Raw genomic sequence first — 16,082 nt, 5'->3', positions numbered from 1 at the left:
TAAAATTGGAGGATCAAATTTATGAGAGAAGTAGTTATTGTTGATGCTTTAAGAACACCTATTGGTAAAAGAGGCGGCAGCTTTAGCGAAACAAGACCTGATGACTTAGCTGCAATTGTACTAAAGGAATTAGTAAGTCGAAATGAATTTGATCCAAAAGAAATAGATGATGTGATTATGGGCTGTGTTACTCAAATTGGTGAACAGGCTGGTGATATTGGTAGAGTTGCTGCTTTATTAGCAGGTCTACCAATTGAAGTGCCTGGTGTTACAATTGACCGTCAATGCGGATCAAGTCAACAATCTGTTCATTTTGCATCACAAGCCATTTTAAGTGGAGATATGGACATAGTCATTGCAGCTGGTGTTGAAAGTATGACACGTGTACCAATGTTTTCGAATTTAAAAGGATCAAAATGGAATGAAAAACTAACGAATAAGTTTGGTGACTTTAATCAAGGAATCTCTGCAGAACGCATAAATGAAAAGTGGAATATCAGTCGAAGTGAGCAAGATGAATTTGCTTATAATAGCCATCAAAAAGCATTAAAAGCAATGAAACAAGGCTATTTTGAAGACGAAATTGTTGCAGTTTCTGTTACCAATCAAGAAGGTGAGCTTGTTAAAGTTATGAAAGATGAAGGACCAAGAGAAAACTCTTCTATTGAGAAATTATCTAATTTAAGACCAGCTTTTACTGAAAATGGTTCGGTTACTGCCGGAAATGCAAGTCAAATTAGTGACGGTGCTGCAGGACTACTTTTAATGAGTAAAGAAAAAGCTCATCAATTAGGATTTAAGCCAAAGTTTCGAATTATTGGGAGAACGGTAGTAGGATCCGACCCTCAATTAATGTTAACAGGGCCAATTCAAGCAACTCAAAAAGTTCTACATAAATGTGGTTTAACAATCGATCAAATCGATTTGTTTGAAATAAATGAAGCATTTGCTACAGTTCCTTTAGCATGGCAAAAAGAATTAAATGTACCATTTGAAAAATTAAATATATTCGGTGGAGCGATCGCATTAGGTCACCCACTTGGTGCTAGTGGTGCAAGGGTGATGGTTACTTTGTGTAATGCTTTAGAGAAAACAGGCGGACGTTTTGGATTACAAGCGATCTGCGAAGGCCATGGTATGGCAAATGCAACGATTATTGAGAGATTAAATTAATAACCAACAACAAACTGGGGGATTTAAAAAATGAATATTCGTGATAGTATAGCAATCGTTACAGGTGGAGCATCTGGTTTAGGTGCAGGTACAGTTAGAATGATCGTAGAAAATGGTGGGAAAGCTGCTATTTTCGATTTAAATGAAGAAAGAGCTGCTAGCTTAATTTCTGAATTAGGTGAAGAAAATGTTTGTTTTGAAAAAACAGATGTATCTTCAGAGGAGAGCGTAAAAAATTCAATTAGTAATGTTTTAACTAAATATGGTTCATTTAATACAGTAGTAAACTGTGCAGGTATTGTATTAGCTGAAAAAGTAATTAAGAGAGACGGAATTCATTCATTAGAATCTTTCCAAAAAATCATCAATGTAAACTTAGTTGGTACATTTAACGTTATTCGTTTAGCAGCTGAACAAATGATTAACAATGAACCAAATGAATTTGGTGAAAGAGGTGTTATTATTAACACCGCTTCAGTAGCAGCATTTGATGGCCAAATGGGGCAAGCAGCTTACGGTGCATCAAAAAGTGCAGTAGCTGGAATGACATTACCAATTGCTAGGGATTTATCAAGATACGGAATCAGAGTGATGAGTATTGCTCCTGGAATATTTGAAACACCAATGTTTGATGTATTACCAGAAAAAGCTAGAGAATCATTAGGTAACATGGTTCCATTCCCATCACGTCTTGGTAAGCCATCAGAATATGCACACTTAGCGAAAAGTATTGTTGAAAATCCAATGTTAAATGGTGAAGTAATCCGTTTAGATGGTGCAATTCGTATGCAGCCAAAATAAGAGTTACATGAGAGGCAGGAAGAGCAGGTTAGCTTGTTCTCCTGCTTTTTTTGTTTATGTTTGTAGTTGTTTTAAAAAATTGAAGTCTATTTGAACAAGGAATAGTAGAAGGTGAATGTTTGTCCTAGATAAAAATATTTAAATAATTGTTTAACAAACGTAGTTCATTAATTCAATATCATATGCAGTTTAATATTTACAGCATTTTTTATTATTTTAAAAGGGAAATTCCGTGATTTATTTCAAGGATTATATTGAATAGGAGGTATGAAATCTATGTGGAAAGACTTATTAAAAAATATTTCTGAAGAAGCTGAATTTAATGAGCCAGCAACTCAAAATCAAATAGAAGAAATTCAAGCGAAATTCAATCTTGAACTACCGAACGAACTAATAAATTTTCTAAAAGAAACTAATGGTATTGATGTCGGAGGGGTAAGAATTTGGTCTACAAAAGAAATAATTGAAGAAAATGTTGATCGGAGAACTGACGAGATCTTTAAGGATACATATATGCCTTTCGACTGTTTATTATTTTTTGGTGATGCAGGTAATGGTGACTTATTTGGTTTCTCTATTGTAAATGGAGACATTCAAAGTAATAATATATTCGTTTGGAATCACGAAGACGATAGTCGTACATGGATTGCTCCATATTTGGAGGAATTCTTAGTATGGTGGAGTGAAGGAACAATAAGTATTTAATTTAACTAACTCATGTGAAGCTCTTTATCTGTTAAAAGTGGCTTTTTTATTTTAAGTCAATGGCAGAATAGTACCACTGGGAAATGCTGTTTTTCATGAGTCTTTTGATTGATTACCATTTTTTTACTTTATGATAAAATAAAAATTACATATACATATAGGAGAAATAAACATGAAAAATCCAGTCAGTGCAATGTACATAATATTTGGTCTATTAATTGTAACTCTAACTTATTTTACTAGTTTTGTTGGACCGGTTATACTAAGAGGCTTTGGTTGGATCTTATTCGTGGTAGGGATTCTTAATATGTTTTCAACATATTTCAATTCAATTCAAAATCCTTTAACTGATTTATTTAACACTGAAGAAAATGAAAAAAAATGAATGAAATTAATACTAAGCTTTAATAAAATCTAAATTTACTTATTCAGCTATCATAGTGCATTAGTTGAACAACCTAAAGCTGCTTCGGTAGCTTTTTTATTATTCTAGTCAATGGCAGTTTAGTTGCTAAAGGGATGTTTTAATAAATTAATATTTATGTATTATTGAAAATTTGAACTTTGTAATTTCAGATGAGTATTTTTTAACATTTGCCCTTATTGAACTAATCAGTGTTTTAGTTGAAAAAGGAGTTTGAAAATTTATCAGCGAATAGTAACAATTGAGGTGTCGAGAAAATGTCTTTATTAAAGAAGTATGGCAATTGGATTTCTAAAAAAAATCCTAGAAGATATGATCTAGCTGAATTACTGTTAGGGATAATTTTTGTACCATCAATTATTGCTGGAATTGAATTAATTTATCACAGGTATTCTTCTTTTTGGATGATATTATTCTGTTTTTTAATTATAAATTTATATCTATTATTTGATAACTTAGTTACGAGAATATTGGGTAGATTTAATGTGAAAATTTCAAAATGGATGCATCCTGTTATTCCATGGATTTTGGTGTGTATTTATTTTGTTTTTAATGGTTTTTAATTTTAGAATAATATCGATTTTCACTATTGAGTTAACTTTTACAACATAAACATGCTTTAGATGATGATCGTAAGTTGCTAAATTGCGGCATTTTTTATTAAAGTCAATGGCAGTTTGGTTGTTGCTTAAGGAATTAAATAATTATGCTATTATTTTTTTATGTTAGGGGTCGTGCAAGTCCTTTTTTAAAAGTATTTCCAGTATTGAAGCTAGCATTGCTTTCCACCTATAGTTTCAAATATTTTCGTGTTGTTTCACACTTCTCATGACTTAATATGCTTTGCTTTGGATTACTTCAAGTAGAAGAGTTCCTTTAACCTAAAGAGAAGCATTTGAAGAATAAGGTGTCTTTTTTTACGTTTATTTTGAAAAAACGACTCAAAAGAGTCGTTTTTAAAATTACTTTTTATTATAAAAAAGGTCTGGTTTTCCACAATTTGGGCACTCATATAAATAATGTTCTTGAATTTCGTTACTAATATTTCCATTTTCGTCATTATTGGAAACGTTTGAACTACAGTTTGGACAATTAATGCTCGTTTTGGGGGATTTGTTTTTTTGATTCTCCATCTTTATCCATCCTTTCTTTGCATTTCTCTGATAAATCCTTCATATTTTACCCACTAAATTATATATCTTATTAAATAAATTTAAACTGTATTGGCAGGGTAATAAACTAATGAGAAACGAAAAAGTGAATAGATAGAATGCTTTATTGAAATCGTATACAATAAAGTTAGCCACAATTATTGATTAACTTAATATTATTGGAATCAAGAGAGGCGGTATTGAAATGGAAACTTCTAAAAAAGTAACAGTAAAAGCAACTATTAAAGCATCAATCGAAAAAGTATGGGAATTTTGGACAGAACCTGAACATATTAAAAAATGGAATAGTCCTTCAGACGACTGGCATACACCATTTGCTGTAAATGACTTACGTGTTGGGGGAGAATTCTGTTCAAGAATGGAAGCGAAAGATGGAAGTTTTGGTTTCGATTTTGGTGGGACGTATGATGAGGTAAAGAAATATGAGGTTATTACATATACTCTAGGCGATGGAAGAAAGGTTAATATCACATTTAATCGAAATGAAGACGAAACGGAAGTAATTGAAACATTCGATCCTGAAACAACTAATCCTGTTGAGTTTCAACAACAAGGATGGCAAGCAATTCTAGACAATTTTAAGAAATATGCCGAACAAACAAATATCTAGGTAGAAATACAGAGAATGATGTTTTAAAATCATTCTCTTTTTTTGGCTTATCAGGCTTATATTTACACCAAAAATAGATTTATGCAACTAACGTAACCTAATTTTCAGATTTGTTGGGTATCAGTATCTGAAATTCTATGTAAAAATCCAAAAATCCCCCAAATTACAAAGCTAGAAAGATTAGATACAATAAACTTAGAGTTTTAATGATATCCTATTTTTATTAGGAGTGTTTGAATGGCAAGGATTTGTATTCAATGTAAATCTGACATGATAGAAAATTGTAATTTAAAAGTTGATAGTATGTATGGTCATGAAATTAAGATTTATCAAAAGGGGAAAAGATCTTTTAACAATATTTCTGTAAGCCCTAAAGCAGCTGTTTGTCCAAATTGTGGCTATGTCGCATTAATTATTTCTATATTTAGAGCAGTTTTCAATATCGTAGTAATTTATAAAAGTATAGATTTTTATGGAATACATATACAGAATTAGAAGGGCTACTATGGTAGCCCTTTTTAATTGTCTTGACTTAGTTAATGCTTGAAAACAAAGGATCGATATTCACTTTCCAAGGCGAGATAGGTGATGTTCTCACCAAGGTAAAAGAAAGTTTGGTCCTAAACCGACCTTTATTTTTTATAAAAAGATTAACCTCAACTGGTATTTCAGTTTCTAATGAGGATGGCTCTAATTGCTTTGTTTGAGGCAAAGTCCACTGTATCGCTTCTATTTTTTTTAGTTTCTTTAGATCTTTTTTAATATTTTTTTGATTACTTATGGCAATTTTTTTTACCAAGCCTTTATCTTGGTTTTTAATAGAAACGAATAATACATTTAGTAGTTGGGAAGGTGGTAGGTTGTTCATATATTCATTAATTTTTCCAGCAGCTTTAAGGATCATCACATGATGAGAAAAGTCTGCTTTACCTGTCCGATGTGTCGTGCTTCCCATAAAATGAATGCAAAAATGACCACAGAAACCATTTGGAAGGGAACCTGCACCATGTGGCATTCCGTGCATGGACGCGGGGATTAGGTTTTCATCAGCTAAAATTAATACAGCCCTTCTTCGCCAACTCCAGTTCCCATCGTATATTTCCTTCATTATCCTTGTATCTTCTCTTGTTAATGGCTGAACATCTGCATGCCTACTACCAGCTCTTCGTTGTACATTAAAGCTCTTACCAGTTTCTACATCGATTACAGTGAACAACGAGTATTTTGGGATTATTTTGTTAACAGCTTCCCAATCCTGAATTTCTATTTGAAAGCTAATTGGGGTGAGTACTGGTTTGTCTGTCTTAGCGTAAGTAAAATCTGCAAAGTAAATTAATGAAAGTGACATTATTACAATAAAAAAAACTTTTTTCACAGCTAAAAATCAACTCCGATGTTTAGTAATTGATAATATCTATTTTGTGTTATTTTTTAGAAAAAAAAGCTAATAAAAATTTGGAAATATAAGATGATTAGTTTTTTTAGGGCTTTACTCATACTTCAATAATTACTTTTTAATAAATTCTTATTGAACTAACGAATGACTTAGTTGCACAACTTGAATTACTTTATATTCGAATAAACAAACATAATTGGACTAACAAATAAATGTCTTAAGGTAAATAAGGGATTAAAATGTAAAATTGATGTTCTCCGACATTGATATATCCCCTAAGTCGAATTGACAGAGCAAGATGCATAACATATAATGAGTGAGTAACTCACTCATTAACTAAAAAATATTAGAAAGGAAAAACTTTAAATGACAAAATCAAATATTTTACCCGATATTTTTTTTCGTAAATTTAATCAAAGGAAAAATGAAAAGAGGTTAGAAATTAAGACTGAATATATGATCAATGAAGAAAAGTATGTTTCTATTGGGGGGATTGATCAATGGATTACAATCCGAGGAGAAGATAGAAGAAATCCCGTTCTTTTATTGATTCATGGTGGTCCTGCCTCAACTTATACTATTTTTAGTTCTTTAATATGTCCTTGGGAAAAGCATTTTACGATTGTTCAATGGGATCAGCGAGGTGCAGGAAAAACTTTTAAAAGAAATGAGAAAGAAGGCTGTGGTAAAATTACATTACACCAGTTGGCAGAAGATGGAATTGAAGTAAGTAATCTTATTTGTAATGAACTTGAGAAAGAAAAAATTATTTTGGTTGGAAGTTCCGTCGGTAGTCTTATAGCTACATTAATGATTAAGGAAAGACCAAATCTCTATTTTGCGTATGTAGGGACTGATCAAAACTGTTATGATTATGAAAATATTGCATATCAATTGGCCATTGATGCCTTGTCTGATGCAGGGAATACGAGGGGACTGAAGAAATTTAAAGAACTAGGACCAGATCAAACAAAATGGACACAAAAAGATTTTGATAAGAGAAATCAGATATTAGTAAAATCAATAAAAAATGTTCCTAATATGGTAATGGACCTTATTTTGCCTTCAATGCTTTCATCACCACAGCATAATATAAACGATCTATTCGATATTTTTAAAGGGATGAAATTTTCGGGGGAACAATTGTTCAACGAACTAATGAATTTTAATTATGAACGGTTAGGAACAGTATTTTCAATTCCTTTCTTTATTTTTCAAGGAGACAATGATATTATTACCCCTACCAAAAATGCAGAACGATTTTTGCAAGAAATCGAAGCACCTTTAAAAGAATTTATTTATATAAATAACGCTGGACATTTAGCTTGCTTTGCTAGACCTGAGCAGTTTTTACAAGAATTAATAAATAGAGTAAGACCATTAGCAATGAATAATTAAGTAAGAATGTATAAATTGGAGTGAGTAAGTTGTTACCAAAAGAGAATAATCAACAAACTGATCGAAAGGTGCTTATAAAACAATCTGCATTGAAAATTTTTGCATTGAATGGTTATAAAAATACGAAAACAAGTGTAATTGCAACTGAAGCAAATGTTAGTGAAGGTTTAATTTTTCGCCATTTTCAATCAAAGGCAGAGTTGTTTTTTCAAATTATTGAAGGTTTAATGATTGAGTCTCAAAGTGAGCTAAGTTCATTGCAGTTTTTCCAAGGAACTCCTTACCAACTATTAGAATTATTAACTGAAAAAATGTTAGACGAAAATCATAAATATGCATTTATGATAATCCAACAAGCGAGGAAAAACACAGAAGTACCAGAAAAAGTGACTGAATTATTATCAAAATATTCACCTGATTATCTAATTGATTTACTAATACCAATATTTATAAAAGGACAAGAAAGTGGTGAATTCTTAAAGGAAGACCCACGAAAAATATTAGTATGGTATTTCAATGTGATAAATAGTTTAACTATTCAAGATTTAGTTGATAATAAATTCGGTTTACCTACTACTGATTTTTTGATGAAAATGTTAAAGGTTTAATTGGAGAAATTAAATTCATCAGTAATAAGAGAACTTAAAGGTTGTCTAATTAGACAGCCTTTTATTTAGGCCAAAAATCAACTTTTTAATATAACAGTTCCTAAATGAAAAAAATTCCATAATTGAAATAAATATGGATATTTAAGTCATTTTATTCAAAAAATACTCTTATGCCAAACTATGTAAGAGGAATCTATGAAAAAAATATTAAAATTCATTTTTAAAACTTTAGTACTCCTATTTTCACTATTGGTCATCTTATTTGCTTTAAATGAGATTGAAATGGAGAAAGCTCAAAAAAAGAATATTTTTACTGAAAAGCCAATAACTTATCCAATGGGATACAGTGATTTATCGATTTTTACGAACGGAAAGAAGTTAAATAACCAATTATTTCATGATATTAGGAATGCAAAAAAGGAAGTGCATATCTACTTTTTTTCAGTTTCTAATGATCGTGTTTCACATGAATTTTTAGATGTCTTAAAAAAGAAGAGTGATGAAGGAATTCCAGTTTATTATGCTGTTGATCGTCTTGGTGGAATTTTATTAGAACGGAAAGAAAGAAAATCTTTAATTGATCATGGAGTACATTTTACCTATTTTAATAAACCGCAATTATCTTATTTTTTTGCATCGCTAAATAATAGAAATCATCGTCGGATGACGATTATTGATGGGGAAATTGGCTATATTGGTGGGTTTAATATAGGTAAAAAGTATATAGATGAAAAAAAAGGATTAAAACCGTGGGAAGATGTTCAGCTTAGATTAGTGGGCAGCGGTGTTGAGGGCTTAGAAAAACAATTTGTACATGATTGGAGAAAAAATTCAGACCAAAAAATTACTCAAATGGAGATCAGTAAAAAAATTGGGAGAAGCCAACATCAATTTGTTTCTTATACTAAAATAGGAATTGAGCAAGAATATAGTAAATTGTTTAAACAAGCAAAACAGTCAATAACAATTTATTCTCCTTATTTTATACCGAATAATAAAGTGATTTGGGATTCATTATTAGATGCAGCAAATAGAGGAATTGAAGTGAAAATACTATATTCACATAAGTCAGATGCACTTCTAGTACAACAAGCAGCATTTCCATATATAAAGCAAGCTTGGAAAAATAACATAAAAGTCTATGGGTTTAAAAAAGGCATTTTTCACGGTAAAGTAATGAACATTGATGATAGAGTACTAATGATTGGTACAACAAATTTTGATTCCAGGTCATTCCATTTAACGGATGAATTGAATTGTTATATATATGATCAACAATTTATCAAACAGGTAGAACCAGAATTCGCTGATGTATTTAATCATGCTTTTGAAATTACGCCTACTTATATTAAAAATTTACCTTTTAAAGAAAAAATAAAAGAAAAAATAGCGAAAGTATTTGAGTTTTATTTATAGGGTAAAAAACTAGTTGTACTTTAATTTTAATTAAAGAATACAATAAAAAAATAATGAAAGATTAATCAAGAAAATTGGTTAATCTTTTTTTATTTTCAAATATTTATAAAAATACAATTGATTTTATATTTATTCATAATTATAATGAAGAATATAATTTTATAAAAGGGGATATTAAAATGAAAGTCGGTATTATGGGGGCAACCGGATATGGTGGTCTTGAACTCGTAAGATTACTATCAATGCATCCGGAAATAAGCAATATGAATTTTTATTCAACATCAGATTATACGGAAAATTTGTCTACTTATTATCCACATTTGGCTACAAGTACTAGTGGGGCAATAAAAAAGTGGAATAAAAATAAATCTATATCAGAAAATGATATTTTGTTTTTTGCTACACCACACGGAGTTAGCAGTGAGTTAATGGGAGAAATCGATTTTTCGAAAACAAAGCTGATTGATCTATCAGGAGATTTTCGATTAAAAAAAGAAGAAACATACCAAAAATGGTATAAACAGTCACATCCTTGCTTTTCAAAAACGAATCAATTTACTTACGGACTATCTGAACTTAATCGAGAAGCAATCAAACAATCCAATAATATAGCTAATCCGGGATGTTATCCAACAGCAACGCTACTCGGAGTCGCGCCATTATTGAAGGCAGGAATTGTACAGAAAAATTCAATTATAGTAGATGCTAAATCTGGAATTTCTGGAGCCGGAAAAACAGCTAATCAAACGACTCAATTTATGAATCGAAATGAAAATTTAACAGCCTATAAAATTACTGAACATCAACATATACCTGAAATTGAACAATTTATTGGATCAATTGATTCAAACCAGGATTTTATAACGTTTACACCACATTTAGTACCAATGACAAGAGGAATTTTGTCAACAATTTATGTTACTTCAACACGTGAAATTAGTAACGAAGAATTAAAAGAAATGTATAACCAAAGTTATGAAGATTCCTATTTTGTGAGAGTAAGAGACGGAGTACCTTGTACAAAAGATGTTTATGGTTCAAATTTTTGTGATTTATACGCTACTTATGACAATCGTACAAATCGAATCACAATCGTTTCTGTCATTGATAACCTTGTTAAGGGAGCGGCTGGGCAGGCAATTCAAAATATGAATATAATGTTAGGTTTGCCAGATGAAACTGGTTTACAATTTACACCAATATTTCCATAAGGAGAGATAAAAGTTGATAACAAAAGAAAAGAATATAAAAAAAATAAATGGAACAATTACATCACCAAATGGTTTTTATGCGAGTGGAGTTCATGCTGGACTACGTTATAAACGTAAAGATTTAGGATTAATTTATTCTGAGAAGCCAGCATCAGTTGCGGCAGTTTATACATTAAATTTATTTCCAGCTGCACCAATTGCGATTACAAAAAAGAGTATTGCATATAGTAATAAGCTTCAAGCTGTTTTAGTAAATAGTGGTTGTGCAAATGCATGTACAGGTAAAAAAGGAGAAGATGATGCTTATTTAATGAGAGCATGGTGTGCTGAGCATCTTAATCTACCAGAACAATTAGTAGCAATCGCATCGACTGGTGTAATCGGTGAATATTTAAAAATGGATCGATTAAAGAGCGGCATTGACAAATTAACGCTTGGTAATAAGTTGGAAGATGGAGAAGATTTCGGTCACGCAATCTTAACGACAGATACTGTTATAAAAACTACTTGTTATGAAGTATTGATTGACGGAAAGATCGTAACGATTGCTGGGTCTGCAAAAGGTTCTGGAATGATTCATCCAAATATGGCAACTATGCTTGGTTTTGTGACAACTGACGCTACGATTAGTTCTGGTCAGTTACAAACCTTATTAAAAGAAGTGACAGATAAGACATTTAACCAAATTACAGTTGATGGAGATACTTCAACAAATGATATGGTTTTAGTTATGGCAAATGGAGCTGTTGAACATGAGGAATTAACTGAAAGTCATCCAGATTGGGCTAATTTTGTAACTGCATTTCAATTAGTTTGTGAAGACTTGGCTAAAAAGATTGCTAGAGATGGTGAAGGGGCAACTAAGTTAATTGAAGTAAATGTAAATGGAGCTTCAAGCCAAAAAAATGCAAATCAAATTGCTAAAACAATCGTCGGATCAAATTTAGTAAAAACAGCTGTTTATGGTGAAGATGCTAACTGGGGAAGAATTATTGGTGCCATTGGATATAGCGGCGTCGAAGGTAATTTTAATCAAATAGATATTTCCATTAATGGTGTAACAGTATTATTTGGTAGTAAACCAGTTGAGTTTAATGAAGAAGAGGCTAAAATTGCTTTGAAAAATGAGATTATTTATATCGATGTCCATTTACACGAAGGAGATGCACTTGGTACTGCATGGGGCTGCGATTTAACTTATGATTATGTGAAAATAAATGCAAGCTATCGCACATAAGGGGGAAATAAAAATTGGAAACAGTCGTTATTAAACTTGGTGGTAGTTTAATCCATAACTTATCAAATACATTCTTTGAAAATATAAATCAATTAAAAATGAGTGGTAAAAAAGTCATCCTTGTACATGGAGGGGGACCACTTATAAATAACTTATTATTAAAGTTTTCCATTCCAGTAGAAATGGAAGACGGCATTCGTAAGACTTCATCCGAAGTTTTAGAAATTGTAGAATATGTACTAAGCGGAAAAATCAATAAAGATTTAACGATTATTTGTAATCAATATAATATTAAAGCTATTGGTCTATCAGGATGTGACAATCTATTATTGGAAGCTTCTCTTTATAATAAGGGAAAATTAGGTTGGGTTGGAGAAATTGAAGATGTTAATACGAATCTATTAAATTTACTACTTAACAATGATTATGTACCAGTTATTTCACCAGTTGGAGTGGATAAAATTGGCCAAAAATATAATATTAACGCTGACGAAGCTGCAAAAAGTATTGCCAAGGCAATGAATGCAGAATTACTCTGCTTTATAACAAATACAAATGGTGTTTTAGATCTAGAACAAAAATTGATTGAAAAGATTACGCCTAGTGAAGTTGATAAATTAATCGAACAAAAAACAATTTATGGTGGAATGATTCCAAAAGTTACGAGTGCCTTAAATGCATTAACTGTAGTAAATTCAGTGGCAATTGTTGGTGAGAATTTCTTAAATGAAAATGGAACAATTAACGGTACAGTATTTACAAAAGGAGTTGTGTTAAGTGAGTAATTTATTCCCAACTTATAATAAAAAAACAATTAATTTTCTAAACGGAAAAGGTACTTACCTATATGATGACGAAAATAACAAGTACCTAGATTTTTTAAGTGGAATTGCTGTGTGTAACTTAGGTCATTGTCATCCAAAAGTTGTAAATGCACTAAAAGAACAAGTCGAATCAATTTGGCACGTATCAAACTTATTTACAATAAAAAAACAAGAAGAGTTAGCTAAAAATTTAGTAAAAAGCTTTAAGGATGGTTTAGTATTTTTCTGTAATAGTGGTACAGAAGCGAATGAGGCAGCGATAAAATTAGCAAGAAAACATTCAGGTAAATCTCATATAATCAGTTTTAAACAAAGTTTTCATGGACGTACTTTTGGATCAATGGCTGCTACAGGTCAGTCTAAAATTCATGAAGGATACGGTGAAATGTTAAGTGGTTTTACATATGTACCATATAATAATTTGAATGCTTTACAAAATGAAATTAATGAAAATACTGGAGCAATTATTTTGGAGGTAATCCAAGGTGAAGGTGGTGTCGTTGTTGGTAATAATGATTTTTTTGAAGGGGTTCAAGCTCTTTGTAAAAAACATGAATTATTACTCATTGTTGATGAAGTACAAACCGGAGTGGGCAGAACAGGAACAATGTTTGCCTATGAACAAACTCCACTAAATCCAGATATTATTACGCTAGCAAAAGGTTTAGGGAATGGTTTTCCAGTTGGGGCAATGCTCGGTAAGAACAATTTAGCTAATACATTCTCATTGGGTTCGCACGGTTCAACTTTTGGCGGAAATTATTTAGCAATGGCGGCTGCTTTTGAAACAATCAGTATTATTAATGATATGCAATTTTTAAATAGTGTAAAAGATAAAGGACAATATTTATTTGATAAATTAGCTGAAATAAAAGAAGAGTTTCCGCAAATAGTAGAAATACGCGGTAAAGGATTAATGGTTGGTATCCAGTTAAATCTATCTGTGGAACAACTAGTGGAGCAATTTTTAAAGAATGGTTTAATCGTTGGTACTGCTGGAGCTAATGTATTAAGATTATTACCGCCGATCAATTTATCATACGAAGAAATAGATGAAGCAATCCAAATAATGAAACAAGTTCTTTCTTCTTATTTTTTAGATAGCCAAGTTAAATAATGTGTAGTATTTTTTTACTAGGAGGCATTCATGGACCTATACCATGATGCCTTTTTATTATTTAGGCCTTTCTACTTGATTATAAAAATAGATTGAAAGTTGAAATTATTTTTTAGATAATGGAATAATCACTTTTATTGGGGGAGGAGCTAGGATATGTATCATATTCGTGTAAGAGCATGTGCTTTAATTGTTGAAAATGATTCAGTTTTATTAATTCAATTTACAGATGAGGACGGAATTCATTATAATTTACCAGCTGGTGGTACCGAACCTGGTGAGACAATTATTGAAGCTGTAAAAAGAGAAGCATTTGAAGAAGCAGGTGTAGATGTTGAGGTGGGAGAACTAGTATTTGTTTCAGAAAATGCACCTCATTTGACCGGTCATAGAATACATGGATTAAGTTTAATGTTCCACTGTCATATTAAAGAAAACTCAATTCCAATGATGCCACCAAACCCAGATCCAAATCAAACTGACGTAAAGTGGATACCAATTAATGAATTAGATAATATCATCTTATATCCAAATATTAAAGATCAAATTATTCAATATGCTAAAGGTAAATATCAAAATAATCGATTAATTGAAGAATACAAATTAAAAGAACAACTAATATGATTATTCTCATCTTCTTACTTTTAATGTGAGTCCCTACATCTGATTTTAAAAAAGTGAGGGACTCAATTTTTCTACTTTTACAAAAAACAATTATACTACATTTCAACTCTACATTTATTCTTTATAAAAAAGGATGATTAAATGATAACTCTTCCAGAACAGTTTATAAAAACGATTAAAGATATCCATAAAGAAAAAGGAGAAATTTGGCTTGAGAATTTCGAAGACTTATATAATAGATGTGAAATTCGATGGAATATGAAAATATTATCTCCATATAAATTATCATATAATTTTGTAGCGCCAATTTTAATTGATGGCCAAAAAAACGCAGTTATTAAACTAGCAGTCCCAAATGAGGAATTTAATAGTGAAGTTGAAGCTTTAAAAGAGTTTAAAGATAATGAATTCGTTAAAGTTATTGATTCCGATCTTAATGAAGGAATCCTAATTTTAGAACAACTATTGCCTGGTGATACTCTTGCTACAATTGAAAATGAACAAGAGGCAATGGGGATTGCCGTCAAAGTAATGAAAAACTTATGGAAAACTGCACCTAAAAACACTAAAATACCATCCATTTTAAGTAGGGAAAAAAGCTTAAGTCGAATCGTTGAAAAATTTCCTAATGGCTTAGGCCCTATATCAAAAGAGATGTTATTAGATGCGTTTACTATTTTTAAGGAAATGAACCGAACACAATCTACAAAATACTTACTACACGGCGACTTACATCATTATAATATATTAAATGCCGGAGAAAACTCATGGAAAGTTATTGACCCAAAAGGATTAATAGGCGAAAGAGAATATGACATCATCCAGTTTCTTTTGAACAACTTAGAGGGGAAAGATATTTCTACGACTCTAGAAAATCGAATTGATCTACTAGTAAAAGAATTGAATCTTAATAAAGAAAGAGTACTGCTGTGGGGTTATTCGCATGCTATATTATCAACTTGTTGGAGTTTAGAAGATGAAGGAACGTATAATGAATATTTTTTTCAGGCTATAAATGTTTTTAAAGATTTACATAAAAAATTATTTTATTAGTATTTTATTGGCTGCTTTATCTAAACTTTAAGATCTGCAACTAAATTGCATTTTAGTTGCATAAGAAATGATATCCTGAAATTATAGATGCAATATTTGAATCACTGATAAATTTAATACCATGGTATTTCAAGAAAGTAGTCACTTTGCTTTTTTGCGGTTCAATATTCATAGCATGTATGTTTTACTTAATATTTGTAATTTAATAAGTTATTATTGTTGAAATTAAGTTGATCAACATGAGTTGCCTTGGCAGCTCTATTTTTATTCAACAAAATGGCAGGATAGTTGTATAAGAATTATCTTAAATTCT

At 31.0% G+C, this 16,082-nt stretch carries 17 protein-coding genes; 16 read left to right on the top strand and 1 reads right to left on the bottom strand.

Translation table 11 applies throughout. The annotated features are described in order from the left end of the window. The first annotated feature begins 21 nt into the window (after positions 1-21). The 7 genes from ABEY15_RS14950 to ABEY15_RS14920 all read left to right on the top strand — a co-directional run bounded on the left by ABEY15_RS14950 (position 22) and on the right by ABEY15_RS14920 (position 5,380). Positions 22-1,173: a thiolase family protein gene (locus tag ABEY15_RS14950; protein ID WP_429890965.1), complete on the top strand. Its 1,152-nt coding sequence runs from the start codon at positions 22-24 to the stop codon at positions 1,171-1,173. 30 nt (positions 1,174-1,203) lie between these two features. Then, positions 1,204-1,974: a 3-hydroxyacyl-CoA dehydrogenase gene (locus ABEY15_RS14945; protein ID WP_025568444.1), complete on the top strand. Its 771-nt coding sequence runs from the start codon at positions 1,204-1,206 to the stop codon at positions 1,972-1,974. Between the two features lie 276 nt (positions 1,975-2,250). Further along, positions 2,251-2,679: an SMI1/KNR4 family protein gene (locus ABEY15_RS14940; protein ID WP_429890964.1), complete on the top strand. Its 429-nt coding sequence runs from the start codon at positions 2,251-2,253 to the stop codon at positions 2,677-2,679. A gap of 172 nt (positions 2,680-2,851) precedes the next feature. Continuing rightward, positions 2,852-3,064, top strand: a complete 213-nt coding sequence (locus ABEY15_RS14935) for a hypothetical protein (protein ID WP_429890963.1) — start codon at positions 2,852-2,854, stop codon at positions 3,062-3,064. Between the two features lie 296 nt (positions 3,065-3,360). Next, positions 3,361-3,666 (top strand): hypothetical protein, encoded by a 306-nt coding sequence (locus tag ABEY15_RS14930; RefSeq protein WP_429890962.1) that lies wholly within the window; start codon positions 3,361-3,363, stop codon positions 3,664-3,666. 793 nt (positions 3,667-4,459) lie between these two features. Next, on the top strand, positions 4,460-4,885 hold the full coding sequence (locus ABEY15_RS14925; protein ID WP_429890961.1) for an SRPBCC family protein: 426 nt from the start codon (positions 4,460-4,462) through the stop codon (positions 4,883-4,885). Between the two features lie 237 nt (positions 4,886-5,122). Further along, positions 5,123-5,380 (top strand): hypothetical protein, encoded by a 258-nt coding sequence (locus ABEY15_RS14920; RefSeq protein ID WP_429890960.1) that lies wholly within the window; start codon positions 5,123-5,125, stop codon positions 5,378-5,380. A gap of 37 nt (positions 5,381-5,417) precedes the next feature. Here the strand turns inward: ABEY15_RS14920 and ABEY15_RS14915 are convergent, their stop codons facing one another. Further along, positions 5,418-6,260, bottom strand: a complete 843-nt coding sequence (locus ABEY15_RS14915) for a hypothetical protein (RefSeq protein WP_429890959.1) — start codon at positions 6,258-6,260, stop codon at positions 5,418-5,420. Between the two features lie 387 nt (positions 6,261-6,647). On the opposite strand from ABEY15_RS14915, the gene ABEY15_RS14910 reads away from it, so the two are divergent. The 9 genes from ABEY15_RS14910 (at position 6,648) to ABEY15_RS14870 (ending at position 15,769) form a co-directional block, all read left to right on the top strand. After that, positions 6,648-7,679 (top strand): alpha/beta fold hydrolase, encoded by a 1,032-nt coding sequence (locus ABEY15_RS14910; RefSeq protein ID WP_429890958.1) that lies wholly within the window; start codon positions 6,648-6,650, stop codon positions 7,677-7,679. A 29-nt stretch (positions 7,680-7,708) separates the two neighbouring features. Continuing rightward, on the top strand, positions 7,709-8,287 hold the full coding sequence (locus tag ABEY15_RS14905; RefSeq protein WP_429890957.1) for a TetR/AcrR family transcriptional regulator: 579 nt from the start codon (positions 7,709-7,711) through the stop codon (positions 8,285-8,287). 195 nt (positions 8,288-8,482) lie between these two features. Further along, positions 8,483-9,703 (top strand): phospholipase D-like domain-containing protein, encoded by a 1,221-nt coding sequence (locus ABEY15_RS14900; RefSeq protein ID WP_429890956.1) that lies wholly within the window; start codon positions 8,483-8,485, stop codon positions 9,701-9,703. A gap of 179 nt (positions 9,704-9,882) precedes the next feature. Further along, positions 9,883-10,914, top strand: coding sequence for an N-acetyl-gamma-glutamyl-phosphate reductase (argC, locus tag ABEY15_RS14895; RefSeq protein ID WP_429890955.1), 1,032 nt, complete (start codon positions 9,883-9,885; stop codon positions 10,912-10,914). A gap of 13 nt (positions 10,915-10,927) precedes the next feature. Then, complete coding sequence (gene argJ, locus ABEY15_RS14890; protein WP_429890954.1) at positions 10,928-12,151, top strand: bifunctional ornithine acetyltransferase/N-acetylglutamate synthase; 1,224 nt, start codon at positions 10,928-10,930, stop codon at positions 12,149-12,151. A 14-nt stretch (positions 12,152-12,165) separates the two neighbouring features. Further along, positions 12,166-12,936: an acetylglutamate kinase gene (argB, locus tag ABEY15_RS14885; RefSeq protein WP_429890953.1), complete on the top strand. Its 771-nt coding sequence runs from the start codon at positions 12,166-12,168 to the stop codon at positions 12,934-12,936. Further along, positions 12,929-14,092, top strand: coding sequence for an acetylornithine transaminase (locus ABEY15_RS14880; RefSeq protein WP_429890952.1), 1,164 nt, complete (start codon positions 12,929-12,931; stop codon positions 14,090-14,092). Before argB ends, ABEY15_RS14880 begins: the two co-directional genes overlap by 8 nt. Positions 14,093-14,248: 156 nt before the next feature. Further along, positions 14,249-14,716, top strand: coding sequence for an NUDIX domain-containing protein (locus ABEY15_RS14875; protein ID WP_429890951.1), 468 nt, complete (start codon positions 14,249-14,251; stop codon positions 14,714-14,716). Positions 14,717-14,857: 141 nt separating this feature from the next. Then, entirely contained in the window at positions 14,858-15,769 is a 912-nt protein-coding gene (locus ABEY15_RS14870) for an aminoglycoside phosphotransferase family protein (protein ID WP_429890950.1), read from the top strand. Positions 15,770-16,082 lie beyond the last annotated feature (313 nt).

The organism is Gottfriedia acidiceleris (assembly GCF_050457485.1).
Lineage (GTDB): Bacteria > Bacillota > Bacilli > Bacillales > Bacillaceae_G > Gottfriedia > Gottfriedia acidiceleris_D.
The sequence above is the reverse complement of the archived record's forward strand: the minus strand, read 5'-3'. Positions and strand labels throughout refer to the sequence as shown.